This is a genomic window from Paraburkholderia oxyphila NBRC 105797 (assembly GCF_000685075.1).
Classification (GTDB): Bacteria; Pseudomonadota; Gammaproteobacteria; order Burkholderiales; family Burkholderiaceae; genus Paraburkholderia; species Paraburkholderia oxyphila.
Genome location: NZ_BAYD01000133.1, coordinates 1 through 26,848, shown reverse-complemented (window position 1 = coordinate 26,848; position 26,848 = coordinate 1). Strand labels below are relative to the sequence as shown.

Genomic DNA, 26,848 nt, shown 5'->3' with positions numbered 1-26,848 from the left:
CCTTAACACTTTCGAGCTGCACCCAGTATCCAGTACCGACTATGTCCATTTCTAGTAATGCTATCGAGCCATTGAGCTTTCGTGAAGCGCTCGGGCACTACGCATCCGGTATTACGGTGATTACATCACACGTTGATGGCGAACCGGTTGGCTTCACGTGCCAGTCGTTTTATAGCGTGTCGATGAGCCCGCCGCTGGTGTCATTCAGCGTCATGTCCAGTTCGGGCAGTTACCCCAAGATTCGCCGGGCAGGTCGTTTCGCAGTCAATATCCTGTCAGACGAGCAAGTCCGGATTTCCAACCAGTTCGCTCGGCGAGGCACGGACAAGTGGCACGGTGTCGAGTGGCAGGAATCGCCGCTGGGTAATCCGGTCATTGCCGGCAGTCTTCACTGGCTTGATTGCGAAATTTACGCCGAACATGCCGCAGGCGATCACCTGATCGTCATTGGCGAAGTAAAAGCATTCCACATGCAAGAAACGGCTGCTACGCAGCCATTGCTGTATTTCAAAGGGCGCTATCACAATATCGGCGCGCATAGCGCCGTTTGAGCGCGTACCGCGCGCCAGGCGCTCGCGCAATCGTTCTTCCATGCCTCCCCGCATGCTGCGGGCTGTCATCGCAGTCGTTGCCCTGCACGATCACCAAGAGGCTGCGGCAACGACGCCCCTCTGATTTAAACGGTATTGAGCTGTCTTGAGTTCATTGAAACAGGCGCTGAACGAAGGACGCTTCGTCTGCGTGCTTGAGGTCGTTCCTCAACAGTCCCCTTCGCGCCTGGCCGCGCTTGAGCAAATCGTGCAACGCGGGCACCTCGCAGGCTGGCCGTTGCTGCCAGCCTTCGCTGATCGTGTCGGCCTGCACTCGGACTTGAGCCCCCTGGAAGGCGCCGGAGCATTGGGAAATCCGGCATCATCCTTGCTGCACTTTTCAGGCAAGGATCGCGAGCGCGCAGACTTGCTGCTCCAGATGGAGTCGATGAAGGCGCGTGGACTGGAGCAATTGTTGCTGCTCAGTGGTGATCGCTTGCCAGGCCACCATCCTGGTCAGGCACCGGTGCGCTATCTGGAGTCGGTACCCGCGCTGCAGATTGCCCGTGAGCACTGCCCGGACTGGCTGTTGGGCGCTGCGTTGAACCCGTTCAAATACCGCGAAGAAGAAGGCGGCGCACAGTATCTGAAGGCGCAGAAAAAGCTTCTGGCTGGTGCTGATTTCCTTACTCTGCAACTGGGTTTTGACGCCGCCAGGCATAGTGAAGCCCAGACCTGGATGCGCGCTCAGGTAAGTATGAAACCCATGCTGGCCTGCGTAATGAAGCTGACCGACAAGCGCGCGGCCGTTCTGCAGGACGTGCCCGGCGTCGTCATCACCGAATCCATGCGCGAACTGCTGGGCAGGGAGCAGCAGGTCTCGCAGGCCTATGCCAACGCACGAAGCCTCGAGCGCCTGGCGCTGCAGATAGTGGGCCTGCAATTGATGGGCTATGCCGGTGTTCATGTGTCCGGCGTGCATACGCTGGACGAACTGCTTTCCTTGGAGCGGGCGATCACCGGGCAGCGGGATAGCGTGGCCTCACTGGCCGATTGGGCCGAACGATGGCATGCAAGCTGGCAGATCCCTGGGGCGCCCCAAGTATGCTTCGCTCCCGAAAACGGTGCCTGGGAAATGGGGCAATCCGATGTCACCGCCACCCGCCGGGAGCGCCTGGGATACACGCTGCTCTCCTGGGTACACGGCCAGTTCTTCAGTCGCACGGGATGGCTCAGCAGAGCCTTTGGCTGGAGCGTGACGCGGCCGATCTGGAAGGTCGGCGTGGCAGCGAATGCCTTACATGCTGTCGAACGGACGGTCAAACGGCCGCTGGTCGGCTGTGATACCTGCGGCCGCTGCCGCTTGCAGGACACCCTCTACGTCTGCCCCGAGACCTGCCCCAAAGGCCTGGCGAACGGCCCCTGTGGCGGGACCCGGCTCAATCGCTGCGAATTCGCCGACCGGGAGTGCGTGCACAGTGTCAAATACCGGATTGCCAAATCTACCCATCAATTACCTGTGCTGGCGCAGACGTTGATTCCTTGCATCGAAGCAGAAAGCAGGCACCGCAGCTCCTGGCCTGAATGGTTCGAGGCAGAAGATTCGACGCCAAAGCCCTCGCCTCATTGAGTTGATTGGTCAAGTCATTGCTGCTGCGGCCATTCACATCCTGCTACTGCCCGAGTGGGCGCTGGAGCGTGATTCTATTTGTTACCGACGTGACGCCTGGCACGTCCTTCGCGAGTTCGCCGGCAGTGTCTATTTGCGACGCTTCGGCGACCGTGCCGTTCAAGATGATCGCGCCGCTTCTCGCGGTGACGCTGATATTGCCCGCGTCGATCTCCTTGTGCTTCGAAAATGCGGCGTAGACCTTGCGCCGCAGCGTTCGGTTCGCCTGCCGCATCGCCTTCGCGCTGGTCGGGCCGGACTTCGCGACGGTCGCTTCGGACGTCGCGCTTGCCGATGCGGCCGCTGTCACGCTCGCCTGCGCCCACGCGCCGAGCGACGCGGTCAGGATCGCAACGCCGAGCGCCGCGCGGATACCATGAATCGTTTGCATCGTTGTCGTTCTCCGTTTTCCTTTCATCCCGTCAGAAGCTGTGTCGCATACCGATCATCGCAGCCGTCGTGGACACGCCCGGCGCGACTGGCTGACCATACGTGATCGTCTGGTTCATCGTTCCTCGGTTCGCGACATAACCGACCTGCGCATAGACCATCGTGCGTTTCGACAGGTTGTACTCGGCGCCTGCCGCGTACTCGCTCGAATGGTTCGCGCCGTTGTTGCGGTCCTTCAGGAAGTAGTATCCGGACGTGATCCGGAAAGCCGGGCTGAACTGATAGCCCAGGCCACCGGATATCATTTCGTAATCCATATGACCTGAATTCGACGGGTTCCTTCCGATCCCATATGACGCAGAAACCGACAGCCCCCTATAGGTGTATTTGGCGCCAAAGTAGTAGAAGCGGTTGTTGTCGAGGCCAGTTGGCGTGGCCGCCGCCGTATTCGTGTCATGCCCGTTGTAATAGACCGCGGAGAGATTAAGCCCGTAGTTCGAGTACTTGAGCACCGCCGATTCGCGCGTGCCGCCCTGGAGCTGCCCAGGCACGCCGCCGGGCGCGTATTCCAGCCCGATCGATGCGCCGTAGAACTTGGGCGACTGGTAAACGAGCGCATTGCTGTCGTACAGCGCGCCAATGGGCACGTTGCTATTCGTACCTGGCCATCCGGCGACCTGGTTCATCCCGAGCCACGCAGTCAGAATGCTGCCGAAGTACTGCGCGTTGCGCACGTCGGTGTCGGCCATTGCATAGATCATCGGCGTAAACTGCCGCCCGGCGTCGAACGTGCCGAATGGGCCCGAGATGCCGATCGTCGTTTGCTGGTTGAACACCGCAGTGCCGCCCGTCGTGTCCGCGAGTCCGAGCTTGCCGCTCCCGCTATTGAACACGCCCTGCAACCGGAAGTTGACCTTGTAGCCGCCGCCGATGTCCTCGGTGCCCTTCATGCCCCAGAAACTCGAATAGATGCCCGCGTCCTTGAACGCGAACACATGCCCGTTGTTCTTCGCAGTCGGCGCGAACGATGCCGCGGATGTGCTCTGGTACATCAAGCCAGAATCGATCGCACCGTATAGCGTGACCGACGACTGCGCGTGTGCCGCACATGCGAATACCGCGAAAACTGCCGCACTGCCCAACTTCAGCTTCATTGACGTCTCCTCACACCTTTTATGGTTGCCGGGCTATCCCGGTCTGATATCTACCGACCTCCAGACGAACCGGGATCAAGGATCCCGGGCGATACCTCTCCTGCACATACACGGATTGCGGAACACCGTATGGCGACGGTCGGCTCCCGCCGTCGCGCACGCAGTCAACAACGCTGCATGCGCGGTCTTGCCCGTCCAGGGCGAAGAAAGCTTTGGCGGCAGGCAACGAACAACGGGGAGCATCCGAACGCCCACGTTCGCGTTGCTTCAGATTGCTACCCGCCCCACGCAGGCTGCCCGAGTACGCCGCTTTTCCGGTTCGGCAGGTACCCGAGCTTCATGAGCGTCTCGTCGGTGGATTCATACCATTCGCCGATCCGGTAGATGCGCCGGGCTTCGTCTGCCGTCGCCACCTCGCGATACAGGCTGCGCGACATGTTCACCATGCGCTCGACCTGGTGCGCCGACGTCATCCTCTCGCCCTTGCGGCCCCAGAGCGTATCCTCGATGCCGCAGCGCACATGGAATCCCATCGCGATGGCCATCGTCGTCAGCGGATGGACGTAGCGCATGAACGATTCGACGGTGAAGACCGCGTTATCGGGCAGACGATTGATCATTTCGAGCAGATTGCGGGGATTTGGGCCCTCGGAACCACCACCGAGTTGAACCCAGTTCACGACCAGCGGCCCCTTATAGATGCCACGGCGAATCAGACGCTCGATCGATTCCAGCTTGGCGATCTGGCTGATCATGAAATGCGGCTGAATGCGCGCGGCTTGCAGCCGTTTCAGGTGTTCCTCCACGAACACGGGACCGGCCTCGTACGACATGTTGCGATAGGCATCGAAGTAAGCGGGCTCGGCGAGCGACGTTCCCGCAAATTCTTCCTTCGGATGCAACTCGGTGACGTTCATCGTCGCGCTGTTGACAACGATCGTCACCTGATCCGGCTTGGGATCGAGCGCAGCCAACAGGTGTCGCGTGTCGTCTGAAAGCCACTTCGCCGCCTGCCCGGAGTCTTCCGGTGCAAACGAAATGGAGCCGCCGATCTGCAGAATCATCTTTGGCACGGCGTCGCGCAGTCGGGCCACAAGCTCGTTGAACATCGACAGGCGCTTGCTGCCTTTGCCGTCAGCCTCCCGCACGTGCACATGCAGCACCGTGGCGCCGGCGTTGTAACAATCCACCGCCTTCTGTACCTGCTCGTCCATACTGACCGGGATGTCGTCGGAGTCGCCCGGAAGAAATTGCGGACCATAGGGCGCGACCTGAATAACTAAGGGTTCCTGATTTTCTGGCAGTAGCGAATCATCGAGAAATTGCATGATTATCTCCTTGCTTGAAGTTGAATGAATCGGCGTGGATCAGCGCAACGCGTCGATCAGCGCTTCGGCCATCGGCGAAGACAGACGGCCGCGAAACGCTCGCGAGAGATCAGTACGGCCTGGTGCCGATGATGCCGGCACGATCCATCTTCCGATGGCAGGGCGGGTAGTCCATCACCGCATAGTGCTGTGTTGCGCTGTTGTCCCAGATCGCGACGCTGTTCGGCTTCCATCGCCAGCGCACCTGGTATTCGGGGATGTACGCCTGGCTGATCAGATAGCGAAGCAGATCCGCGCCGCCGGGGTTCGCGTCCTGCCCGTAGCGAACATGTTCCGCGGTATGAAAGTTGGTGAAGTGGGTGGTGAAGACGTTCACGTACAACACCTTCTCTCCCGTTTCCGGATGTGTGCGCACCACGGGATGCTCGGCGTCCGGATATTGCGCCTTGAGCGCAAGACGCTTCCCGATCGGCATTGCCGCGCCGAAAGTGGCTTCGATACTGTGGCGGGCGCGCAGATTCGCTATCTGTTCCTTGACGTGGTCGGGCAGCCTTTCGTAGGCCAGCACCATGTTCGTCCACATTGTGTCGCCGCCGACCGGAGGGCATTCGAGGCACCGGAGCACCGCCCCGAACGGCGGCGCTTCCCGCCACGTCGCATCGGAGTGCCAGGCATTCTCGTAGCGGTCCGGGCGCTGATCCGGCGTCTTGTAGATCCGCACGAGCCCAGGATGGTCCGGATCGCTGCCCGCGACCGGGTGGTCCTCGAGTTCACCGAAGCGCCGCGCGAAGGCCACGTGCTCCGCACAGCTGAAATCCTGGTCTCTCAGAAACAGAACCCGATGCTTGAGCAGCGCCGTGCGAATCTCATCAAACAGACCGTCATCGTGGATCGCGTCAGCCAGTTTCACGCCTGTCAATTCGGCGCCCATGGCATAGGTCAGTTGCTCGACTTGCATAACACTCAGTCTCCTCAATCTTCTTCGGCGCACCACGCCGGATGCTCTGTCGCGCTTGCGCGATGGGTACAACGCCGTGATCCCCAGGCAACGTGTAAAACGGTCGGTACTGCGGCTCGTCGCGATGTCTTTCAGCGTCGCCCAGCCGCGCGCCGCGACGTCATGGAACCAGCACCGTCGCGCCGGTTGTCTTGCGCGATTCGAGCATGCGATGCGCTTCGGCGGCTTCCGCGAGCGCAAAGGTCTGCTTCGGCTCGCTCGTGATCTTCCCTTCCAGCACCAGATCGAACAGTTCCTTTGCCATCGACAGCATGTGCGAACGCGGCTTCGCGTAGTGCACCATCGCGGGGCGCGTGAACCAGATCGATCCTTTGAGCGCGAGCGTCAACGCATCGATCTGCACCGGGCCGGAGCTCGTACCGTTGCTGACGAGCGTGCCGCGCACCTGGAGGCTGTCGAGCGATGCCTGCAGCGTGTCCTTGCCGATGGAATCAAACACGACCGGCACGCCCTTGCCGTCCGTCAGTTCGCGCACGCGTTCCGCGATGTTTTCGCGCGACGTGACGATCGTGTGCGTGCAGCCGTTCGCCTTCGCGATCGCCGCCTTTTCGTCGCTGCTGACCGTGCCGATCATCGTCACCCCGAGCGCGCGCGCCCACTGGCAGGCGATCAGGCCGACGCCGCCGGCGGCCGCGTGATACAGGATCGTCTCGCCGCCCTTGAGCGGATAGACCTGACGGAACAGGTATTGGGCCGTCATGCCCTTCATGATGAGCGTTGCGGCGGTCCGGTCGGAGATGCCGTCCGGCAGCGGAATCAGCACCTCGGCCGGCATCACGCGAACGTCGGAATAGGCACCCTGCGGGCCGCCCATATAGCCGACCCGGTCTCCGACCTTGATATCGGTGACGTCCGGCCCCACCGCCTCGACGACGCCGACCGCATCCGAGCCCAGGCCGCTCGGCAACGCGAGCGGGTAGTACCCCGTGCGGTGATAGACGTCGATGAAGTTGACGGCGATGTAGCGATGCCGGACACGGACTTGTCCCGGGCCCGGTTCGCCGACCTCCACCCTTTCGAACTTGAGGACCTCCGGACCGCCGATTTCGTAAAGACGGATTGCATGTGGCATGTGAACTTCTCCATGAATGACCTCTGCAGCCGATGCGGTGCGCAGCAACCCGGCCACTGGATCGATCGCGCGGTTCTGAGCCTCGAAATTTCGGGTCGCTGCGCGGCGAACTGTTATTGGCTAATATAGGGCAGCCTGTAAAATCGATTTTAGTTTTGGTGCCGTTTTCTTCACTTTTGGTGCCACTTCGTATAAACCCCGAGACTCAGCCATGGCGACCGTTCAGCGCAATCCAGTGACAGCCAATGAACCCAAGGCCCGGGCAGCGGCGTTGACGCATTACCTGCAGGTCGCGCTTCGGCACGGACTGCCCGCGCACGACCTGATGCGCAAGTTCGGGCTCGATCCGGCGATGCTGATGAACCGGGAGCAGCGCATCCCGTTCCTGGCGGTTTGCAGGCTGCTCGAGGCGTCCGCGTCGGAGTCCGGCTGCATGTCGTTCGGTATCCAGATGGCCCGGGCGCGCACGGCTTTCGATTTCGGCGTCATCGGCCTGCTGCTCGCGCACAAGCGCACGCTTCGCGAAGTGCTCCTCGCGATGCTGCAATATCGCCACCTGCTGAACGACGCACTCGGGTTGTATTTCGAAACAACGGGCTCGCGGGTCGTAATCGGCGAGCAGATCCTGTGCGATACGGGGGAATGGCCACGACAGACGGTGGAACTGGCGATTGGCGTGCTGACCCGGACTTGCGCGGCGATTCTCGGCCCGAACTGGAAGCCGGTCAGCGTCCACTTCACGCATTCGGCGCCGGCGGACCTGCGCGATCATCGGCATTACTTCGGTTGCCCGGTGATCTTCGGCAGCGAGTTCAACGGACTGGTCTGTGTCGAAAGCGATCTGGACCAGCCCAATCCGATGGCCGATCCGGAGCTGGTTCGATACGCGGAGGGGTTGGCGAAATCGGTCGATCCGGAAGGTTCTCCGACGATCGACGCGGAAGTTCGCAATGCGATCTATTTGCTGCTGCCCGTCGAGCAGGCGGACATCGAGAGCGTCGCGCGCCAGTTGCATACGAGCGTCCGCACGCTTCAGCGTCATTTGTCGGACGCGGACACGACGTTCTCGGATCTGATCGAGGAAGTGCGTCACGACCTCGCGGTTCGCTACATGAGCAACCGGCGCTATTCGATCGGACGCGTCTCCGCGCTGCTCGGCTACACGAGACACGCGTCCTTTACGCAATGGTTCACCCGCCACTTCGGCATGGCGCCGAAGGCATGGCGCAACGCGCACTGCAAATGAAGCGCAACGGCCGCGCAGTGGCGTGCGCTACTGGGCCATGCTCCGCAGACGCTTCTTGTCGATCTTGCCGAAGCTCGTCTTCGGAATTTCGTCGACAAAGACGATGCGGGCTTCTTCCGGCACCGCGTACCGGCTGATCCGGTTCATCGCGACATGCTTCATGAGGTGTTCGCGAACAACGTCTTCGCGATGGAGCCGCTGGCCTTCGCGCGGCGCGCACAGGTTCATTGCGGTCGACATCGCGTGCAGAACGATGTTGCGGTGGCTGTAGCTGACGCCTTTCGGGTCGCCGGTCGTGCCCGTCGTATAGAAGACCGCGGCCTTCGTGTTCTCGTCGAATTCGCCGAACGGGAAATCCGGCGACGCCCGTTCCAGCAGCGCCTCATATTCGCCGGCAACCGGAAGAACCGGCAGGTCGGTCTTGGGCATCGGCTGGCCATCCGCCAGAATGACCACGCGGCGCACGAACCGCAGTTCGTCCCAGATCCGGGACAACATGTATGACTGTCCCAGTCCATCACCGCGACAGTGGAGCCGTGCCGAACGTCGAGCGACGTCAACGCTTCGAATCGTCTACAACGGGTCGTCAACGCGCATCACGAACTGGCCGTCACATTCCTGAACCGGAAACTGCTTCGGACACAGGCCCGTTGCTTCCCGCTCGATGCCATCGCGCAGATCGAAGCGCATCCCGTGCGCGGGGCAGCGCAGCACATGTCCTTCCAGCTGGCCGCTGGCCAGCGAGGCGCCGTTGTGTGGACACGAGTTGTCGACCGCAAAGACCTTGCCGTCGATATTGAAGGCAACGACGCTCGCGCCATCGACGAAAACGAGCTTGCGCTGCCCAGGGCGCAGCGCGTCAATGGGCGAGATTGGAATACGACGTGACACGCTGATGGGCTCCAATGGAATTTCGAACGTCACCGAGATCGGCAAACCGCTTCGCCGATCCCGGAAGCTACCTGGCCGATGACGGTTTGCTGGCATCGCCGAAACGCTGCACGCAGCCGGCCGCAAACTCGCGGAACCAGTCGAGACTGTCCGGATTGGCCATCGTGTCCGGGTTCGCGACCTTCTCGACCGGATGGCCCAGCAGCAGTTTCTTGATCGGCAACTCCATCTTCTTGCCGGACAATGTGCGCGGTATTGCGCTCACCTGAAGCACTTCGTTGGGCACATGCCGTGCGGACAACGCGGCCTTGATCCGCTCCCTGATCGTAGCGGTCAGCTCAGTGGTCAATTCGACGCCGGGGCGCAACACCACGAACAACGGCATGTACGACTCGCGCCCCAGGTATTCGAGGTCGACGACCATGCTGTCCAGCACCTCGGGTAAATCCTCCACCGCGCGATACAACTCGCTCGTACCCATGCGGATGCCGTACCGGTTGATCGTCGCATCGGAGCGGCCGTAAATGATCGCGCCGCCTCGTGGCGTGATGCGCAGCCAGTCGCCGTGACGCCAGATGCCGGGCCAGGTGTCGAAATAGCTGTCGCGATAGCGGCGCTGACCTTCGTCGTTCCAGAAATAGAGCGGCATGGATGGCATCGGTGCGGTGCAGACCAGTTCGCCAACCTCGTCGATCAACGCGCGACCCGCCTCGTCGAATGCCTCGACGCGCGCGCCGAGGCAGCGGCACTGCATTTCGCCAAGGTAGACCGGCAGCGTCGGCACACCCGCGACAAAGCAACCGGCAAAGTCGGTGCCGCCGGAAATCGCGTTGATCCACACCGCGCCGACGTGGTCGAGAATCCATCGATAGCCTTCCGGCGAAAGCGGAGATCCGGTGGAACCGACCGCCCGCAGTGGCGTGAGATCCGCCACGTTGCGCGGCTCCACGCCTGCCTTCACGCAACTCTGGAAATACGCGGCACCGGCGCCGAAGAAGTTGATGCGCGCTTCACCGGCGAAACGCCACAACGCGTTCATGTCGGGATAGCCTGGGTTGCCGTCGTACAGGCATACCGTCGCGCCTGCCAGCAGCCCGCCGGCCTGCAGGTTCCACATGATCCAGCCGGTGCTCGCGTTCCAATGGAACCGGTCGCCCGGGTGCAGGTTCAGATGGAGCGTCGTGAGCTTCACATGTTCCAGCACGATCCCGCCGTGCGAATGCACGATCGCCTTCGGCAGGCCCGTCGTGCCCGACGAATACACGATCCAGAGCGGATGGTCGAACGGAACCTGGTCAACCTCCAGCGGCGCCTCGCCTGCGGTCGCAGCGGCCCAGGAGACACCGTTTTCGAAGGCATCGGCGCGAGCGCGGGGGTCCAGATCTGGCACCAGGATCAGGTGCTCGACGCTCGGCAATTCGGCGAGCAGCGTCTGCAGCAACTCGCGCCGGTCATACGACTTGCCGCCGTAACGATAACCATCGACTGCGATCATGACCTTCGGCGCGATCTGACGAAAGCGGTCCAGCACGGCAAGCTGCCCCATGTCCGGCGCGCACGCCGACCAGATCGCGCCGACGCTGACCGTCGCGAGGAATGCCACGATCGTGTCCGGCGTGTTGGGCATGAATGCGGCGACACGGTCGCCGCGCGTGACGCCGAGACCCCGCAACGAGGCTGCGAGCGCGGCCACCCGCCGTTTCATCTCGCTCCAGCTCAGCTCACGCGACTCGCCCGCTTCGTTGCGAAACACGATCGCAGGCGTGGTCTGATCGGCATTGCGAAACACCTGCTCGACATAATTCATCCGCACGCCGGGGAACCACTTCGCACCCGGCATCGTGGCGTCGACCAGCGCATCGCCGCGCGGCTCGACCGAGATGATGTCAGCCCAATCCCAGAGAGCCGACCAGAATGCGTCGATATGATCGGCCGACCAGCGCCACAATTCTTCATAGCTGCCGAATGACAGGTTACGTTCGACGCAAAGCCATTGCATGAATTCCGTGATGCGAGCGGAATCGATCGTATCGGCTGAAGGCCGCCAGGCCGGCAGCTCCACCGCTGTCGCGGACGGCGTAGCCGGCTGGGTTGAGAGGGTCGAGTGATTCATTAACAATCCTGAATTTGAGCCGAAACCCGGCTGTCTCAATCAGTGGGCCGTATGTCGTTCAAGCCGATACCGCATTCGGCGCCATGGGCGTTGCCGCCGCATCCATGTGAACCCCGACGACGCGAGCCATGTCGGCTTCGTAGGTCCGCCGTGCGCGCAGGAAACATAGGGCTGCCACGATGCCGAAGGCGGGCATGATCGCCAGCGCCGTCTGCAAACCCCACATGTCGGAAAAGAGGCCGCCCAGCACCGGGCCAACGGCGAGCCCGAAAAGATTCTGGAACAGCGACAGAATCGACGCGCCGGTCGCGCGGACACCGGGGTGAACGACATCGTAGATCACGCCCGCCGACGGCGCCAGCGTGCAGGTCATCAGGAATCCGCCGATAGCAACGAGCACGAATTGATGCGGCGACGCAGCAGCAATCGTAAACGCCGTCAGCAGGACGACGAAGGTCACGACCGCGAGCGATGCAACCATCACGAGCTTTTTCGCTGCCCCGCGGGTGCCGAGACGGTCGGCCAGATTCCCCCACACGACGCCGCCGACCGCGCCGCAGAGGACGACCACCGCCGCTTCGCGCGCCGCCCGATCCGGGGCCACTGCATGGAATCGCATGAAATAGCTCGGCAGCCACGACCAGATCGTCGACACCACGATCAACTGGAAGGCCGCGCCAAGACACGTCCACCAGATCGTCGCCGAACCGAGCAACGTGCCGACGACCTGGCGGGCGGTAGCCAGCGTTGTCGGGCGTGCCTCGTCGGGGTGAGGAGTCAGCGCAACGGTCTTGTAATCCGGCACCAGCAGATACAGCACGGCGAGCGCGAGACCCGGCACGCCGACCACGCCGAACGCCGCCCGCCATCCCCAGTACTTCGCAACCTCGGCGCCCACCAGCACGCCGAGCACCGATCCGAGCGACGCGGCGGCCAGCAGGCCGCCTTGAAGCGTCGCGCGCAGGCGGCGTGGAAACAGGCTCGCGAGCAGCGCGCCGCCGACCGAGCCGTAGCCCGTTTCGCCGACGCCGACGACCGCCCGCGCGGCGAACATCTCGCCGTAATTGCGCACGAACATGCAGGAGATCGACGCGAGGCTCCACAGCGCGGCCATCAGGACAATGCTTTTGACGCGACTGACGCGATCGGCCAGCAGCGCCACTGGCAACCCACCCAGCGCGACGACGATGGAAATGACCGACACGAGTGCACCGAGCTGCTTGTCGGACAGATTCCAGGCGAGCTTCAAATGGGGGAACAGCGACACGACGACTTGCCGGTCGATGTAATCGAACAGCATCAGCGCAAATGTCATGGCGAACGCGAACCACGCGCGCGGACGGCTGACGAGGTAATCATCCTGGCCACCGACCTGAGGTTCGTTTTGGTACAAGCTCATAGATGTCTCCGGTATCGGCTTGCTGGCGATCTTGGCCGCCTTGACCAGCACAAAGATCGTGTCCGCCATCTCCAGCATGTGCGGACGCGGATGACTGAATACTCAAGCGTGCTGAAGGAAGCCTCGTTGCCCGGCTTTGCGGTTGGGCGCGAAGCCATTTCTGGCCAGTGTCTCGTCGGCATCCTTGTAAAACGTGCCGATCTTGTAGATCTCGCGCGCTTCCTTGCCGTTGGCGACAGGACGGCCGCACTCCCTGGCGATGCGGACAATTTGCGCGACCTGCTCGACGCTAGTCATCTTGCGCGAACGATCGGGCCACCAGATCGTATCCTCGATGCCGCAGCGCACATGCTGGCCGAGCGCGATGGCCATCATGTTGAGCGGCAGCACGTTGTTCATCTGGGCTTCGAACGTCAGCACCGCACCGTCCGGCACCGCCTTCAGGAAGTTGGCCATGTTGTAGGGGGTCATCGAGTCGGCGCCGCCGCCAATCGGGATCCAGGTCAGAATCAGCGGCACGTTGCAGACCCCGCGGCGCATCATGCGCTCGACGGTTTCCAGCGCGTTGATGTTGCCCAACTGGAACTGGATCTGGATGCCGTTATTCGTCAGGCGCCGGATGTGCTCTTCAACCCATGTAGGACCAGCCGGAATCGTCATTTCGCGATAGGCCTGCTGCTTTGCGGGTTCGGCGAAAGAGGTGCCTGCCACGTCCGCGTCCGAGAGCGCTTCGATGATATTGAACTGGTTCGAATTGATCGCCAGCGTCACCTGGTCCGGCTTCGGAGTCAACTCGGCCAGCATGTGGCGCGTATCGTCGGACAGCCACTTGGCGATATCACCGTCCTCTTCGGGAGCAAAGGAGATCGAGCCGCCCACCTGGATGATCATGTCCGGCACGGCTTCGCGCACGCCGGCGATCAGTTCGTTGAACTTCGACAGGCGCTTGGAGCCTTTGCCATCGAGCTCACGCACGTGCAGGTGCAACACGGTGGCGCCGGCGTTGTAGCAATCGACAGCCTTCTGGATCTGCGCCTCCATGGTGACCGGAATGTCTTCCGGAAAATCGCTGACCTCGAATTGAGGGCCGTAGGGAGCCACCGTGATAACGAGTTTTTCCTGATTCTCGGGGTACAGGGAGCCATCGACGAAGTTCATGTCTGTTCCTCTATGTGAGTGTTGGTGGGGTAACCGTCATCTTCGGGCGCGAAAGAGGTCGAGGCGCCGAATCGGCCAGGAACTGTCTCTCTCGTGCTCCTCTTCGGTGCGAGGGGTGTTCGAACCTGACTCGGCGGCGTGTGTTCACGCGCCCTCTTGACTGTCAGAGGCGCGCCGGGCCGTTGGTGGGAACTATATGGCAAGCGGTGAACTGAATTTTAGTTTTGATGCCATTTTTTTCTTTTTTCGTGCCATCTCGCGTAAACCCCGAAGCCCGCATGAAGGTTTCAGGTCCCGTCGCGATTACGGGCTCCCGGCACTCCGTAACGCCTGCCAAAGTGCGATTCGTCTCCAACCATGTCTCCGCGCGTTCCCAGAAGCTGCTCGAAGAGCGCGGCGTCACCGTCACCGAGTGGGTGGCGCTACGAACGCTATTGGACGCACGGCATCCTCGACCACGACTTCGTCGATTCCCAGGCAAGTTGGACAGTACCAGCGCGAGTCATCGCGAACGGCAGTGGGGCCGAGTTCATGATCACGTTCTTTCAGCCGCCCGGGTTCGCTGACGACTACCCAATGCGCCGTGGCAACAACGTAACCGTGACCAGCGCCCTTCATCCGGGGACGCAGGGGATTCGTCAAACCGCAGCCGTCACACTGAACTCGACCAGTAACTCCGGCAATCCGAGCGTGGCCTGCACAGTGCAGCGGACTGGCAGGTGCTCCGGGTCGACCCAGTTTTGCCAAACAGTGTTCATGCGGTCGAACAGCGCCATATCCTTCAGATAGATCGTTACCGACAGCAACTGTTGCCTGCTGCTGCCGGCCTGCGCCAGTAATGCATCAATGCGCGCGAGCGCTTCAGTGGCCTGCTCCTCGATGGTGCGCGCATGGGGTGCCCCAGACGATGTTTGCCCCGCGAGAAAGAGAAAATTGCCCGCGCGCACCATCTTGCTCATGCGTGCATTGCCAGCGGTTCTTACGATAGGGGACGCATTCATTTGGGTACAAACTCCGTCGGTTGTGCTGCATCGAGGTCGGGGACATGAGACACGGCAAGATCGCCGAGGCTCACCGGTTTGATGGGCGGCCGTATGCGGTAGTAACCAACTTCCGCCACGGGTTTCGCATGCGCTTCGGCAAGCAGTTCGGCGACTGTGAGGCCGCATAGACGTCCCTGGCACGGTCCCATCCCGCAACGGGAGAACGACTTGCTCTGGTTGGGCCCGGTGCAGCCAAGACGTGCCATCGCCCTGATCTGGCCGGCGCTGACTTCTTCGCAGCGGCAGACAATGGTTTCGTCAGCAGGGCGGCGAAATGCATCTGCCGGACGGTAGAGCGTATCGAGGAAAGGGCGCACGGCGCGGTGCCGGTCGAGTTGTCGCCTTAGCGGCGCAGCTTGCTCATCACGCGCGTCACGGCTCAGCGAGCCAAGTCGATGAGACACCGTCAGCGCGGTCAGCGCACCCGCCGTCTGCGCAGCGACTGCGCCGTGAATGCCGCCGCCGTCGCCTGCGATGAACAGGTTCGGCACCGTTGTCTCGCCCCATGCGTCGGTGCACGGATGCCAGCAAAGTTGAGCCTCGTTCCAGCGATGATCGCAGCCGATCGAGCGTGTGAGTTGCACATTGGGGACTACGCCCTGATGCAGCAGGACGACACTCGCTGCGAGCTTCGACGTGCATCCCCCTGCGGTGTATTGCACCGACTCTGCGCGGCCATCGCCTTCGACCGCGAGTTGCGTGACATGGCGAATGCGTGGAATGCCGCTGCGCCGGATTGCATTCAGCAAACGCCCGCCCTTGAGCAGATACGCGGGTGTCCGCAACGCGCCAGGCAGGTCCGCGAGCGCGCGCCAGTAATTGCGCGAAGGCGTCGTATCGAGGATCGCGGCCGGTGCCCTGTTCGCCTGAATGAGCTGCCACGCGAACAAATACATCAACGGTCCGCTACCTGCCAGCACGACCGGCCCATCGGGCAGCATGGCTGACGACTTCAAAAGCGTCTGCGCAGCGCCTACGCCCATGACCCCGGGGAGCGTCCAGCCCGGGACCGGGCATGGCCGCTCGTAGGCGCCGTTGGCGATCACCACGGCTTTCGCACGGATCTGCCCGCTTGCAGCGGTGCCGCTGCGGCGTGTGAAGCTGATCTCCAGCGTACGCGTGACCTGCCACACGAGCGTGTCGGGCCAATAGCGCAGGCGCGCCCGAGCGAAGCGCGCGACCAGTTCCGCACCGCAGGTGTAGTCGTCCCCGAGCAGTGCCGCATTGGGGAGCGGCGAGCACCCGACGTTGCGATAGATTTGTCCGCCCGGCAGCGGGTTTTCGTCGAGAACCAGCACGTCGAGGCCCTCACGCGCCGCGTCGAGCGCGCACGCCATGCCGGCCGGGCCAGCTCCGACGATCAGGAGGTCTACCGTCTCGATCGTCATACGAGTGCCCTCGCGCCAGCCATGGCTTTGACTTCCATCCCGTCGCGCACGCGCACCATGCAGGCCTGCTGGTTCGGCACGCCATCGATTTCGACCAGGCAATCGAAGCACACGCCCATCATGCAATATGGCGCGCGCGGCGCGGCGCCCACAGGCGTGTGACGGAAGACGCTGACTCCGGCAGACAGGAGCGCGGCTGCCACGCTGGCGTATTCCGGCACGGCCACATTGCGACCATCGACGACAATCCGCACCGTGCGGGACGGGGCACCATCGATCTGACTAAACAGCGAAACGTTTTGCATAGAAATGGTCCAGAAGAGAAGGACGTTGACCTCCGAGCAGCCAGGCAACGAGCAACTCGCAATGCGCGGCGGCGAGCGTCACGCCGCTGTGGCAGGTTGCGATGAACGCACCGGGATGCGTGGCGGATTCCTCGTAGACGGGCATGCTGTCAGGCGTCATCACGCGTAGTGCGCCCCATGCGCGCACCACGCGCACGCCCTTTAGCAGGGGGAACTGCGTCACGGCTTTGCGGGCGATGTGCGCGACGATCTCGGGAGTCACGCCGTCGTCCATACCTGCGTCCTCCGCGGATTCGCCGAGCAGTACCGATCCCTCTGCCGTTTGTCTGACTGAGAGCGTCGGGTGCTTGAGGAACGGACGCACGCGCTCCGTCACGAGGATCTGACCTCGCAACGGAACCACGGGTGCATTGAGTCCTACCAGGGGCGCGAGCTCCCGGTTGCCGAGACCCGCGCATAACACGATGCGCCCAGCTTCGAGCGTGCGCTTGCCGGTGTCGACGCGAAAGCCGCCGTTCGCGCGTTCGATCGACTTCACTGGTGCCTCAGGCACGTAGTCGCCGCCGGTTCGCGCGAAGGCAAGGAACAGGGCGCGCAGCGTATATAGCGGGCTCACATGGCCGTCGTTTTCCGAGTAGACCGCACCGGCCACGTTCTGGCCAACCTCCGGGATGCGTTCCGTCAGTTGCTGACGATCGAGGATTTCGTACGTGAGACGTGCATCCTGGGCGTGCAGGTGGCGCAGCGTATCCACACTGCCTGCCAGCGCGTCATCGGTCATCGCGATGTTGATCCCGCCTGCGCGCGAGTAGCCGAGACTGAATGAAGCCGCTTCTTCCAGCTCCGCAGCAAACGCTGGCCACAGCAGCGCCGATTCGAGCGACCAGCGACCGTAGTCGACCTGCTTCCTGCCTTTTCCGGACACCCAGATCAGGCCGAAGTTTCCCCGCGCGGCACGCATGCTGGAATCCTCTCCATCGAGCACGATCGTCTTCTGGCCGCGTTTGGCAAGCCCGTAGGCGATCGCCATCCCGACCAGACCGCCACCGACTATCGCAAAGTCATATTCCTGTTTCATCAATGCTTCCCCATCAGAACCTTGTCGAGGCCTACGAGCCGGTCGAGCGCGAACATCAGGCCGAGCGTGACGGCCATGATTACGGTTGCGACCGCCGCGACCATCGGATCGACGGTTTCAGTCATGCTCATGTAGATGCGTACCGGCAGCGTGATCGTGGTCGGCGCTGCGATGAAGATTGTTGCGGTCAGTTCGTCGAAGCTGCTTGCAAAGCCCAGCACCCAGCCGGCGGCAATGCCTGGCATCAGCGCAGGCAACGTGATGCGCACAAAAGTGGTCCACGCGTTTGCCCCGAGCGAGACGGCGGCGTGCTCGGCGTCGCGCGCCGTCGAGACCAGCGTCGCCATGATGAGCCGCAGGCAGTACGGGAACACCAGCATCGTATGCGCCAGTACGAGCGAGACGAACGATCCGGACACGCCAATGCGCGTGAACAGCTCCAGTAGCGCGACGCCGATCACAACTGGCGGAATCATCAATGGCGAGAGCAGCAGCGAATTGATCGCATCGCGACCGGCAAAGCGGTAGCGCGTCAGACCCAGCGCGGTCGGCACGCCCAGCATCGCCGCGAGCGTGGCGGAGAGCGTCCCGAGCCACAGACTGTTCCCGAACGCCTGCGTGAAATCCGGATCGTCAATGAGCGCATGGAACCAGCGCGTCGAGAAATGAACGCTCGGCACGCTGAGCAGATTGCCCGGCGTGAAGGCGACGAGACAAACGATCACCAGCGGCGCAATCAGAAACACCGTGAACGCGGCGTGAAAGCCAAGCGCAACAAGACCATTTCGATTCATGATGTGGCCTCTCCAAGACGGCGTTTGACGCGCCGCTCGATAAGGCGGCTGTAGAGCGCGACGATGCCGAGATTCAGTACGAGCAGACAAATCGCAATCGCCGCACCCATCGGCCAGTTCATGCTGTGCAGGAACTCGTCGTAGGCCGCCGTCGCGACGACCTTGAGGCGCCGGCCGCCGATGAGCGCAGGTGTCGCGAACGCGCTTGCGCTCAGTGCGAACACGATCAGGCTGCCGGACAGAATGCCCGGCGCAGTCTGCGGCAGGACGATGCGGCGCCATACTGTGAGCGGGCCGGCTCCGAGCGAAACGGCCGCGTTGGCGATCTGCGGATCGAGGCTTTGCAAGGAGGTCCAGACGGACAGCACCATCAAAGGCACCAGCGCATGCACCAACACGATCACCACTGCCGGAAACGAGAACAGCATTTGCGGCGCTGCGTCGACCAGATGCAGGCCGACCAGCAGCTGCGCGACGACACCCTGATCGTCCAGCAGGATCGACCAGCCGAGCGTGCGCACGACGGCTGAGATAAACAGCGGCCCGAGCGTCAGAATCAGGAAGAACGCGCGCCAGCGAGCCGACATGCGGAAGATGAAATACGCCTCGGGGACGCCCAGCACGATCGTGCCGAGGGTCACGGCGATCGCGAGTCCGAACGTGCGCAGGAATATCTCGTGGTAGTACGGATCGGCAACGATCTGCACGTAGTTGTGCCACGAATAAGCGTCGAGCACGCCACCCGAGGCCGCGTCGAAGCCTTGCAGGCTCAGTACGCCGACAAGCGCCATCGGAGTGACGAGCAGCAACGCGAAAAGCAGTGTCACCGGTGCGACGAGGAGCGGGCCATTCGGCCGCTTGCGGCGCGTTGTACCCGGTCGCAACGACCGGATCATGGGGCGGGCGGCGCTCATCGCGGGACACCCCCAGTGTGCGGTACGAGCGGACGCAACGCGGTACTGGACCAGTCGAGTCCGACCGGATCCCCGACCGTTGCCACGTGCCCGCCACCGTTCGCAAGTTGCACCTGCAGCTCACCGATTTCAGTGCTCACGTTGACCGACCAGCAGTTGCCATGAAACGCGCATGCGCTAATCTGCCCGTCCACGTGTCCTGCACCGCTTGCGACCAGCGCGATGCGTTCGGGACGCAGCGAAAACGCGTATTCGCCGCATGCATGCGGTACGTCAAGCGGCAGCCTTGCGGGTCCCACTTTGAGCACCCGCTCCACGCCGTCATAGGTCACGTGTCCACGCAACACATTCGCGCGACCGATAAAGTCCGCGGCGAAGAGACTACCGGGATCGTCATAGACGCCGGTCGGAGTATCGAACCGGACCACGGTGCCTTGATTGAGCAGTGCGACGCGGTCGCTGATTGCTAACGCTTCTGCCTGGTCATGCGTAACCATGATGGTGGTCGTCCCGACTTTCCGCTGGATTGCGCGTAACTCCGCTTGCATATCGTGACGCAGTTTCGCGTCGAGGTTGGAGAGCGGCTCATCGAGTAGCAGCAATGGCGGCTCGATGACCAGTGCGCGCGCAAGCGCGACACGCTGACGCTGCCCTCCCGACAGTTCGCGCGGGTACTTCGACGCATGGCGGCCGAGTTGAACCAGATCGAGCGCGGCGAGGCACCGGCGCTTGCGTGCTGCCCCGTCAACGCGCCTCATCTGCAGTCCGAACTCCACATTCTCCGCGACTGTCATGTGAGCAAACAACGCGTAGCTCTGGAACACAATGCCAAGGCCGCGCTTCGCAGGTGGCGTGCCGACAAGCGATCGACCTTCGAGGCTGATGTCACCCCCCGTAGGTTCGACGAAGCCGGCGATCATCTGCAGGGTCGTCGTCTTGCCGCAGCCCGATGGTCCGAGCAGCGAGACGAATTCCCCGCGCCCGACATCGATGCTGAGGCTGTCGACCACGACAGTCTCGCCGTACTGCTTGTTCAGGCGTTCAATCCGTAAATAAGTCATGATTCTGGTAGATCCCGGAAATTCTCTGGCGACAATGGAAAGGCACCTGGCAGCGTCGCCCACCGCCTTCAGGCGCCAACAGCCAATCAGCGTTCTACGTCACGATTCCATTGCTGGGTCCAGGTCGCGCGCTTGTCGTTGACCACGTCCCAGTCCACCTTGAGCATCTTCGCAACGGCACTTGGAGTGGCTACCCGCGCGGCCACCGCGGGGGACAAGCGGGTCTGCTTGTTGACCGGCGCGACGCCTTCTTCTTCCGCGTACATTGCCTGGATCTCCGGCGACAGAGAGAACTGGATGAACTTCTGGGCGAGATCGCTCGGCGCATCATGTTTCACGGGGCACATGCTCAGACCCAGTACCACAGCGCCTTCCTTTGGCGCGACGAACTTGACCGGCACGCCCTGGTTGCGCAACGCCTGCGTGCGACCATCACCCCATGCGGCCAGCGCAATGCTGTCCGTCTGGAAAAGCTCGGAAATCTTCCCCGGCGATGGATCGAACGACAGCACATTCGGTGCGACCGATGTCTTTACCATGTCGAAACCGGGTTGAATGTTTTGTTCGCTGCCGCCATTCAGACGGGCGAGCACAATGAGTGTCTGCAGGCCGTAGCCATTGCTGATCGTGGGAAATTCAACCTTACCCTTGTAGCGCGGATCGGCCAGGTCGTGCCACGAGGTCGGCGGCGCCCACCCCTTCGCTGCAAACAGGCGTTCGTTGTAGACGAGGCCAGTGGCGTTCAACCCGATCGTCACAGCCTTGTTGCTCTTGAAACGGGCTACGTCGTACAGGTTCTGGTAGACCGGTGCATCGGTGAGCGTGTCGCAAAAGCCGAGCTGAATCGCCTGATACATCGGACCGTCGTCGAGAAACACGACATCAAGGCTTTCCTTGCCCTTTTGTGCCTGAAGTCTCGCCATAGTCGTCGTGGAGTCGCCCGGGACGACGACCACCTTGACGTTGTTGGCCTTCTCGAACGGGGGAATGATCTTTTCCCGCAGCAGTTGTTCGAAGGATCCGCCAAAAGCACCGACGTAGAGCGTCGTTTCAGCGTGGGCCTGCACGGTGGCAAGAATGCCGGCGAGCAGGATCGGGACGATACGTTTGTGCATTGAAGTCTCCATCGATATCGGAATGTTATGCTGCGATGTATCCGGCTTGGTCCGGATTGGGCACAGTTTTGTGCGCCAAATGGATACGGTCAAATCAGAAATTCACGTCAACGGATGCATGAATGTTATGGAGTAGGTGATGAAGAGCCGGCAACTTGAAGCGTTCCGGGCGGTGATCCTGCGACAGTCGATTACGCGGGCGGCGGAAATGCTGCACATCACGCAGCCAGCCGTGACACGCCTGATCCTCGATCTGGAGACGGAAATTGGCTTCAGCCTGTTTGCGCGTGAGAAAGGCAGACTTTTCCCCACTTCCGATGCGTTACTGCTCTATCAGGAAGTGGAGCGCTCGTTTGTCGGCGTTGAGCGTATTGCCCAGGCGGCACAGCAGATTCGCTCCCTCACGAGGGGATCACTGAACGTCGCGGCAGCGCCCGCGCTGGCGCTGAACCTGCTGCCGGAGTGGATTACCGATTTCACCCGGGCACACGAAGGGGTGACTGTTTCGTTACTCGTGCACGGCACGAGATTGGTCGGGGAACTGGTGGCGAGCGAGCAATGCGACATCGGATTCGTGACGTACACGACATGGCAGCCTGGCGTGCGGCTCGAGACGCTGTTCAGTGCCAATATGAAATGCATTTTGCCCAGGCGGCACCGGCTTTCCCGCAAACGGATCATTACCCCCGAGGACCTGGCGGGCGAGAAGTTCATTTCGTTTCCCCGTGAGCTCGACACGCGCCGTATCGTCGACGATATCTTCGCCTCACGGCATATTGAACGGGTGATGAGCGCCGAGTGCCAGTTGTCTGCCGCGATTGCAACGTTTGTCGCACGAGGCGCCGGTGTGTCGATCATCGATCCGGTGTCCACCGACTATTTGACAGAAGCGGTCTGCGTCCGTGACTTTGCGCCCGCGATCCCTTTTGAATATGGTGTCGTTCTATCCGACCGGCTGGCACCTTCGCGTCTCACCTGCGCCTTCCTGGAGTTCGTACGAGAGAAGGTGAGGGAGCGCGCGGGTCGTCGTCGCAACTGATTCGCAACCGACGCCCGCGCGATGAGTTCGGTGGTCCTGTGGGATGCGTTGGCGCGTCGCCGTGTTGCTCGCGGGCGGTCGGACAAGCCTGCGCGGCCATTGCCGCCGCGCGCAAGCAAATCTGCCCGCAGGCGCTCCTGGTGGCCACGATGTCGGCGCAATTCGCCTTCGACCTGCTGCCGACTCATGACCTTTGCATACGCAACTTCAACCTCGCTAGCTTTCGATCGGCAGCACCCCGGCTTCAATCATCAATCGCCTGATAAACCAGCGACTGAAAGTGCTGGGCAATCCTGCACTGCGTTGCCCAATAGAGCTGGACCATCAGCACGCACGCCATGTCTTCGCGCGGATCCGCCAGCCACATCGTGCCGTAGGCCCCAGGCCAACCGTATTGTCCGGCAGACCCCAGCGTCGCCTGAAAAGCGACGTTGTCGGTCACGGACACGCCGAGACCGAATCCCTTCGCCGCCCAGAAGCCAGGCATCCCCATGAACGGTGTCGCGCGCTCCTCAGGGGTGAGGAAATTCGTCGTCATCAGCTCGACTGAATGACGCGACAGAAGGCGTGTTTGATCAGAGCGACCGTTCCCGATCATTAGACATGCGAACTTCATATAGTCGTCCGCGGTCGATATTAGCCCTGCGCCGCCCGACGGGAATGCGCCCGGATTCCAGAGGCGGCGTTCGGGATGATCATGAGCGATCAACTGGCCACACGTCTCGCCCGCCACATACCCCACGGTCAGCCGACCGGAATCCTGCGCTCGCACGTCGAAACGCGTATCGCGCATGCCCAGCGGTTCAAAGATCCGCTCCCTGAGAAAATCCGCGAATGAGCAGCCGGCGACCCGGCCAACCAGGAGCCCCAGCACGTCAGTCGAAAGGCCGTAATGCCAGCGCGCGCCCGGTTCGAACATCAACGGCAAAGCACCGAGTTGCTTCAGCCATGTGTCCGGGTCGCCGTTCGGCAAGACTTCGGCATTGAAGCCGAAAAGCGCTTCGGCCAGCGGCCCTTGCGCCGTGACCGGATACGCGAGGCCAGAACGATGCAGCAACAAATCCCGCACTGTAATGCCGCGTGGCGCGGGATACACGTCATCGAGCGGCCCATTCGGATCGCGCAGCACCCGTGGATTGTCGAATTCCGGCATCCAGCGCGAAATGGGATCGTCCAGCAGAAGACGGCCCTCCTCGATCAACATCATTGCCGCGACACTGGTGATCGGCTTGGTCATCGACGCGATCCGGAATAGTGAATCGCGCCGCATTGGCTCGCGTGTTTCGACGTCCTGGTAGCCCAGCACGTCACAATGCGCCAGTGCGCCCTTGCGATAGACCATTGCGACCACGCCGGCGACTTCCTGGCGTTCGACGTATTCGCTCAACCCGGCCGACAGGCGTTTCAGGCGTTCGGGTGACATACCAGTTGTGTTTGTTTGCATGGCGTGAAGGCGTGCGCTTTAGTCTCCGCAATAATTATCTGGAAAGTTTCGCTGACAACATTTGCCGTTCGCAAAGCTGTCGAAAATTTTTCATACAATTGCGCAAGCGGCATCATCCAATTGGACGATGTAGCGGCGTGACAGGAAGGCGTTGGGACGGTCGACGCAATGCTGTGCATGACGCTGCTGGTGACCGTTGATGGAGTGAGCCAGTCGGACGAATGTCACCCAGGGGTTACAAATCTCCCCAGCATCGCCGTCTTCGACGATCACAGTGAGGTATTCTCGACACCATGGAAATCGGCGGCTTCGATCTCAATCTCCTGAAGGCATTCGACGCGCTTTATGCGGAGCGTCACGTCACGCGCGCCGGGCTGCGTATCGGCCTCAGTCAGTCGTCGATGAGCGGCGCCCTGACCCGCCTGCGTGAGATCTTCGAGGATGAGCTGTTCTTGCGCACGCCTTCGGGAATGCAGCCGACCCCGCGGGCTCACGATCTTGCTGGCCCTATATCCAACGCGCTGCGGCTTGTAAGGGGTGCGTTAGGCGCCGATAGTTTCGATCCGGCAACTGCCAGTGACGCGTTCGCGATCGCGATGAACGACTATGCCGCTTTCGTGCTCCTGCCGTCGCTGCTGGCACGCCTTGGCACCGAGGCGCCCAACGTCGATGTGCATGTGCACGGAACGTTCGGCCGGGATGAAGCAATCGAACTCCTCGACAGCGGCGAAGTCAGCCTCGCGATCGGCTTCCCGGTTGAAGCCTCGCCACGCATCCTCAAGCGCCCGGTGCTCCAGGAGGACTTTTCCTGCGTAGCGCGTCCCGAGCACCCCGCATTCGTGCAGGGCGCCAGCCTCGACGCCTTCGCGGCCGCGCCTCATCTGCTGGTCTCTCCCGAGGGCGACCGCTCGAGTGTGGTCGATCGCGAGCTTGCCAAGCTGGGGCTGGGGCGGCGCGTGGTACTGAGCTTGCCGCAATTCCTGGTCGCGCCCTTCGTGATCGCCGAGACCGATCTCGTCGCGACGCTCGCCTCCCGTGTCGCCCGGCGGTTCGCAGCGACTGGGGTCGGCATCTGCGTCCATCAACCGCCAATCGAACTGCCCACCTGGACGCTTGCGATGATGTGGCATCGACGCGCGGATGCTCACCCCGCCACCTGCTGGCTGCAAAACGTCATCGCCGAGGTCGCCGCCTCGGTTTGACGTTATCGGCGCGGGCGATATCGGACCATCAGAACTTGCGATTTCCCTTTGAAATCGCGGCCTCCTATCATTGCCCGCATCGACATTGGAAGAGGTAACGGACATGCGTGTATTGGTGACGGGAGCAACCGGGTTGATCGGCGGCGCTGTGGCGCGTCGCTTGATGGCGGGTGGCCATGAGGTCGTGGGACTCGCGCGTTCGGAAACGAGTGCGAGCAGGCTGACCGGCGAGGGCTTTGCGGTGATGCACGGCGACCTTGCCGACTCGGCGAGCGTTGCTTCTGCCGCTCGTGCCGTCGACGCGGTTATCCATGCCGCCTCGCCGGGCGACCAGAATACGGCAACTTATGACATAGCTGCGACGCGCTCGATCATCGAAGCCCTGCGCGGGACGGGCAAGCGTTTTATCTATACCAGCGGTTGTCTGATCTACGGATCGACCGGTGACACACCCGCAACCGAAGACAGCCCGCGCAATCCGCTCGAGCTCGTGCGCTGGCGCCTGGAGCTCGAGGACGAGATCCTCGCGGCCGCGGCCACGGGCGTTCACCCGGGCGTAATCCGGCCAGGCTGGGTTTACGGCAACTGGGGTGGCGCCGCGATGATGATGTACGGCGCGGCCAGGGAATACGGCGTGGCGCGCTACGTGGGTGACGGGCGAAACCGCTGGTCGACGGTGCACGCTGACGACCTCGCCGACCTCTATGCGCTCATGCTTGAACGGGCGCCGGTTAGCTCGGTCTTCAACGGCGTTCACGGAGCGGCGACACCCCTGATCGACATCGCGCGCGCGGCGAGCGAGGGCGCCGGCGCCGAGGGGCGCGTAGCGGCATGGCCGCTCGACGAGGCGCGCCAGTCGCTCTGGGCACTCGCCGACGCGATCGCCTGCGATCAGGTTGTCTCCGGGGAAAAGGCACAACGCGAGCTTGCCTGGCGTCCGTCGCGACGCTCGATCGTCGAGGAGTTGCGTTCCTGCGTGTCGATGGGCGCTTAAGCTGCCGGTAGCTCTTCAACTGCCCGACCCAAGGGTCGTGGACTCGTGTGTAGTGAATGAATCATCATTGGCATTCCTACATTTCCATCGCAATGTGCGAGCCCGCGTGCTCGCCTAAGTCTTGAGAGTGGTTAAATGCTACATACGGTTTCGATCTGGCTTCTCGTTGTCGCTTTCTCCGCTGCGGGGCTGTTCAACGCGATCGGCACGCGTGCCAATCGGGACAACTTTGTCCGATGGGGCTATCCCCACTGGTGGCATCGCGCCACCGGCATCCTGGAGATCACGTGTGCCGCCCTGATCGCACTTCCCGCTGCCCGTGGGGTGGGCCTGATCCTTGGTGCCGTCATTGTCGCCGCAGCGATTTTGACCGTCTTGCGTTATCGTGACCTTTCACACCTTGCTCCGCTCGGCGTCTTTCTGGTCATGCTCGCGCTGGGGGGAATCACATTTTAGTGTGATTCTGTGGGTTTGGTGGGGCTTCTTACTGGCGTTGGCCTTAA

At 62.1% G+C, this 26,848-nt stretch carries 25 protein-coding genes and 1 pseudogene; 7 read left to right on the top strand and 19 right to left on the bottom strand.

Annotation, left to right across the window (positions count from 1 at the left end; translation table 11 throughout):
• Both BO1_RS58510 and BO1_RS42730 read left to right on the top strand, forming a co-directional pair.
• On the top strand, window positions 1–551 hold a 551-nt coding region (locus tag BO1_RS58510), incomplete at its 5' end, for a flavin reductase family protein (RefSeq protein ID WP_322788561.1).
• 145 nt (window positions 552–696) lie between these two features.
• Complete coding sequence (locus BO1_RS42730) at window positions 697–2,160, top strand: methylenetetrahydrofolate reductase C-terminal domain-containing protein (RefSeq protein ID WP_028222810.1); 1,464 nt, start codon at window positions 697–699, stop codon at window positions 2,158–2,160.
• A gap of 43 nt (window positions 2,161–2,203) precedes the next feature.
• On the opposite strand, the gene BO1_RS42725 is transcribed toward BO1_RS42730, so the two are convergent.
• The 5 genes from BO1_RS42725 to BO1_RS42705 form a co-directional block, all read right to left on the bottom strand.
• Complete coding sequence (locus BO1_RS42725; protein ID WP_028222809.1) at window positions 2,204–2,590, bottom strand: BON domain-containing protein; 387 nt, start codon at window positions 2,588–2,590, stop codon at window positions 2,204–2,206.
• 31 nt (window positions 2,591–2,621) lie between these two features.
• Window positions 2,622–3,743 (bottom strand): porin, encoded by a 1,122-nt coding sequence (locus BO1_RS42720; RefSeq protein ID WP_028222808.1) that lies wholly within the window; start codon window positions 3,741–3,743, stop codon window positions 2,622–2,624.
• Window positions 3,744–4,018: 275 nt separating this feature from the next.
• The gene (locus tag BO1_RS42715) at window positions 4,019–5,071 is read right to left on the bottom strand and encodes a BKACE family enzyme (RefSeq protein WP_028222807.1); all 1,053 of its coding nucleotides are present in this window, start codon (window positions 5,069–5,071) and stop codon (window positions 4,019–4,021) included.
• A gap of 109 nt (window positions 5,072–5,180) precedes the next feature.
• A complete protein-coding gene (locus BO1_RS42710; protein WP_028222806.1) occupies window positions 5,181–6,029 on the bottom strand; it encodes a TauD/TfdA dioxygenase family protein in 849 nt (282 codons plus the stop codon).
• A gap of 160 nt (window positions 6,030–6,189) precedes the next feature.
• Window positions 6,190–7,161, bottom strand: a complete 972-nt coding sequence (locus BO1_RS42705; protein ID WP_028222805.1) for a quinone oxidoreductase family protein — start codon at window positions 7,159–7,161, stop codon at window positions 6,190–6,192.
• A 211-nt stretch (window positions 7,162–7,372) separates the two neighbouring features.
• On the opposite strand from BO1_RS42705, the gene BO1_RS42700 reads away from it, so the two are divergent.
• Window positions 7,373–8,407, top strand: coding sequence for an AraC family transcriptional regulator (locus BO1_RS42700; protein ID WP_043288809.1), 1,035 nt, complete (start codon window positions 7,373–7,375; stop codon window positions 8,405–8,407).
• 177 nt (window positions 8,408–8,584) lie between these two features.
• On the opposite strand, the pseudogene BO1_RS42695 reads toward BO1_RS42700, so the two are convergent.
• The 13 genes and pseudogenes from BO1_RS42695 to BO1_RS42635 form a co-directional block, all read right to left on the bottom strand.
• Window positions 8,585–8,970 (bottom strand): annotated as a pseudogene (locus BO1_RS42695) (AMP-binding protein); the annotation flags it as partial.
• A 10-nt stretch (window positions 8,971–8,980) separates the two neighbouring features.
• Complete coding sequence (locus BO1_RS42690) at window positions 8,981–9,298, bottom strand: Rieske (2Fe-2S) protein (protein ID WP_028222802.1); 318 nt, start codon at window positions 9,296–9,298, stop codon at window positions 8,981–8,983.
• 67 nt (window positions 9,299–9,365) lie between these two features.
• Window positions 9,366–11,411: an acetoacetate--CoA ligase gene (locus tag BO1_RS42685; RefSeq protein ID WP_043288808.1), complete on the bottom strand. Its 2,046-nt coding sequence runs from the start codon at window positions 11,409–11,411 to the stop codon at window positions 9,366–9,368.
• A gap of 58 nt (window positions 11,412–11,469) precedes the next feature.
• Complete coding sequence (locus BO1_RS42680) at window positions 11,470–12,888, bottom strand: MFS transporter (protein ID WP_322788560.1); 1,419 nt, start codon at window positions 12,886–12,888, stop codon at window positions 11,470–11,472.
• A gap of 24 nt (window positions 12,889–12,912) precedes the next feature.
• On the bottom strand, window positions 12,913–13,968 hold the full coding sequence (locus BO1_RS42675) for a BKACE family enzyme (RefSeq protein ID WP_028222799.1): 1,056 nt from the start codon (window positions 13,966–13,968) through the stop codon (window positions 12,913–12,915).
• 638 nt (window positions 13,969–14,606) lie between these two features.
• Complete coding sequence (locus BO1_RS42670; RefSeq protein WP_245644060.1) at window positions 14,607–14,927, bottom strand: RidA family protein; 321 nt, start codon at window positions 14,925–14,927, stop codon at window positions 14,607–14,609.
• Between the two features lie 38 nt (window positions 14,928–14,965).
• The gene (locus BO1_RS42665) at window positions 14,966–16,399 is read right to left on the bottom strand and encodes an FAD/NAD(P)-dependent oxidoreductase (protein WP_028222797.1); all 1,434 of its coding nucleotides are present in this window, start codon (window positions 16,397–16,399) and stop codon (window positions 14,966–14,968) included.
• Window positions 16,396–16,704, bottom strand: coding sequence for a (2Fe-2S)-binding protein (locus BO1_RS42660; protein ID WP_028222796.1), 309 nt, complete (start codon window positions 16,702–16,704; stop codon window positions 16,396–16,398). The genes BO1_RS42665 and BO1_RS42660 overlap by 4 nt, the downstream gene beginning before the upstream one ends.
• Entirely contained in the window at window positions 16,682–17,785 is a 1,104-nt protein-coding gene (locus tag BO1_RS42655; RefSeq protein WP_156992731.1) for an NAD(P)/FAD-dependent oxidoreductase, read from the bottom strand. Before BO1_RS42655 ends, BO1_RS42660 begins: the two co-directional genes overlap by 23 nt.
• Window positions 17,782–18,576 (bottom strand): ABC transporter permease, encoded by a 795-nt coding sequence (locus tag BO1_RS42650; protein WP_028222794.1) that lies wholly within the window; start codon window positions 18,574–18,576, stop codon window positions 17,782–17,784. The genes BO1_RS42655 and BO1_RS42650 overlap by 4 nt, the downstream gene beginning before the upstream one ends.
• Window positions 18,573–19,472: an ABC transporter permease gene (locus tag BO1_RS55135; RefSeq protein WP_043288806.1), complete on the bottom strand. Its 900-nt coding sequence runs from the start codon at window positions 19,470–19,472 to the stop codon at window positions 18,573–18,575. Before BO1_RS55135 ends, BO1_RS42650 begins: the two co-directional genes overlap by 4 nt.
• A 14-nt stretch (window positions 19,473–19,486) precedes the next feature.
• A complete protein-coding gene (locus BO1_RS42640; protein WP_245644058.1) occupies window positions 19,487–20,500 on the bottom strand; it encodes an ABC transporter ATP-binding protein in 1,014 nt (337 codons plus the stop codon).
• A 137-nt stretch (window positions 20,501–20,637) separates the two neighbouring features.
• The gene (locus BO1_RS42635) at window positions 20,638–21,666 is read right to left on the bottom strand and encodes an ABC transporter substrate-binding protein (protein ID WP_062876986.1); all 1,029 of its coding nucleotides are present in this window, start codon (window positions 21,664–21,666) and stop codon (window positions 20,638–20,640) included.
• Between the two features lie 139 nt (window positions 21,667–21,805).
• On the opposite strand from BO1_RS42635, the gene BO1_RS42630 reads away from it, so the two are divergent.
• On the top strand, window positions 21,806–22,705 hold the full coding sequence (locus BO1_RS42630) for a LysR substrate-binding domain-containing protein (RefSeq protein ID WP_043288805.1): 900 nt from the start codon (window positions 21,806–21,808) through the stop codon (window positions 22,703–22,705).
• 244 nt (window positions 22,706–22,949) lie between these two features.
• Here BO1_RS42630 and BO1_RS42625 read toward each other — a convergent pair whose 3' ends face one another.
• Window positions 22,950–24,128 (bottom strand): serine hydrolase domain-containing protein, encoded by a 1,179-nt coding sequence (locus BO1_RS42625; RefSeq protein WP_174490636.1) that lies wholly within the window; start codon window positions 24,126–24,128, stop codon window positions 22,950–22,952.
• Between the two features lie 314 nt (window positions 24,129–24,442).
• Between BO1_RS42625 and BO1_RS42620 the strand changes: the two genes are divergently transcribed.
• The 3 genes from BO1_RS42620 to BO1_RS42610 all read left to right on the top strand — a co-directional run bounded on the left by BO1_RS42620 (window position 24,443) and on the right by BO1_RS42610 (window position 26,801).
• Complete coding sequence (locus tag BO1_RS42620; RefSeq protein WP_028222789.1) at window positions 24,443–25,351, top strand: LysR family transcriptional regulator; 909 nt, start codon at window positions 24,443–24,445, stop codon at window positions 25,349–25,351.
• A 103-nt stretch (window positions 25,352–25,454) separates the two neighbouring features.
• Window positions 25,455–26,345, top strand: a complete 891-nt coding sequence (locus tag BO1_RS42615) for an NAD-dependent epimerase/dehydratase family protein (RefSeq protein WP_028222788.1) — start codon at window positions 25,455–25,457, stop codon at window positions 26,343–26,345.
• 135 nt (window positions 26,346–26,480) lie between these two features.
• Entirely contained in the window at window positions 26,481–26,801 is a 321-nt protein-coding gene (locus tag BO1_RS42610; RefSeq protein ID WP_028222787.1) for a DoxX family protein, read from the top strand.
• Window positions 26,802–26,848 lie beyond the last annotated feature (47 nt).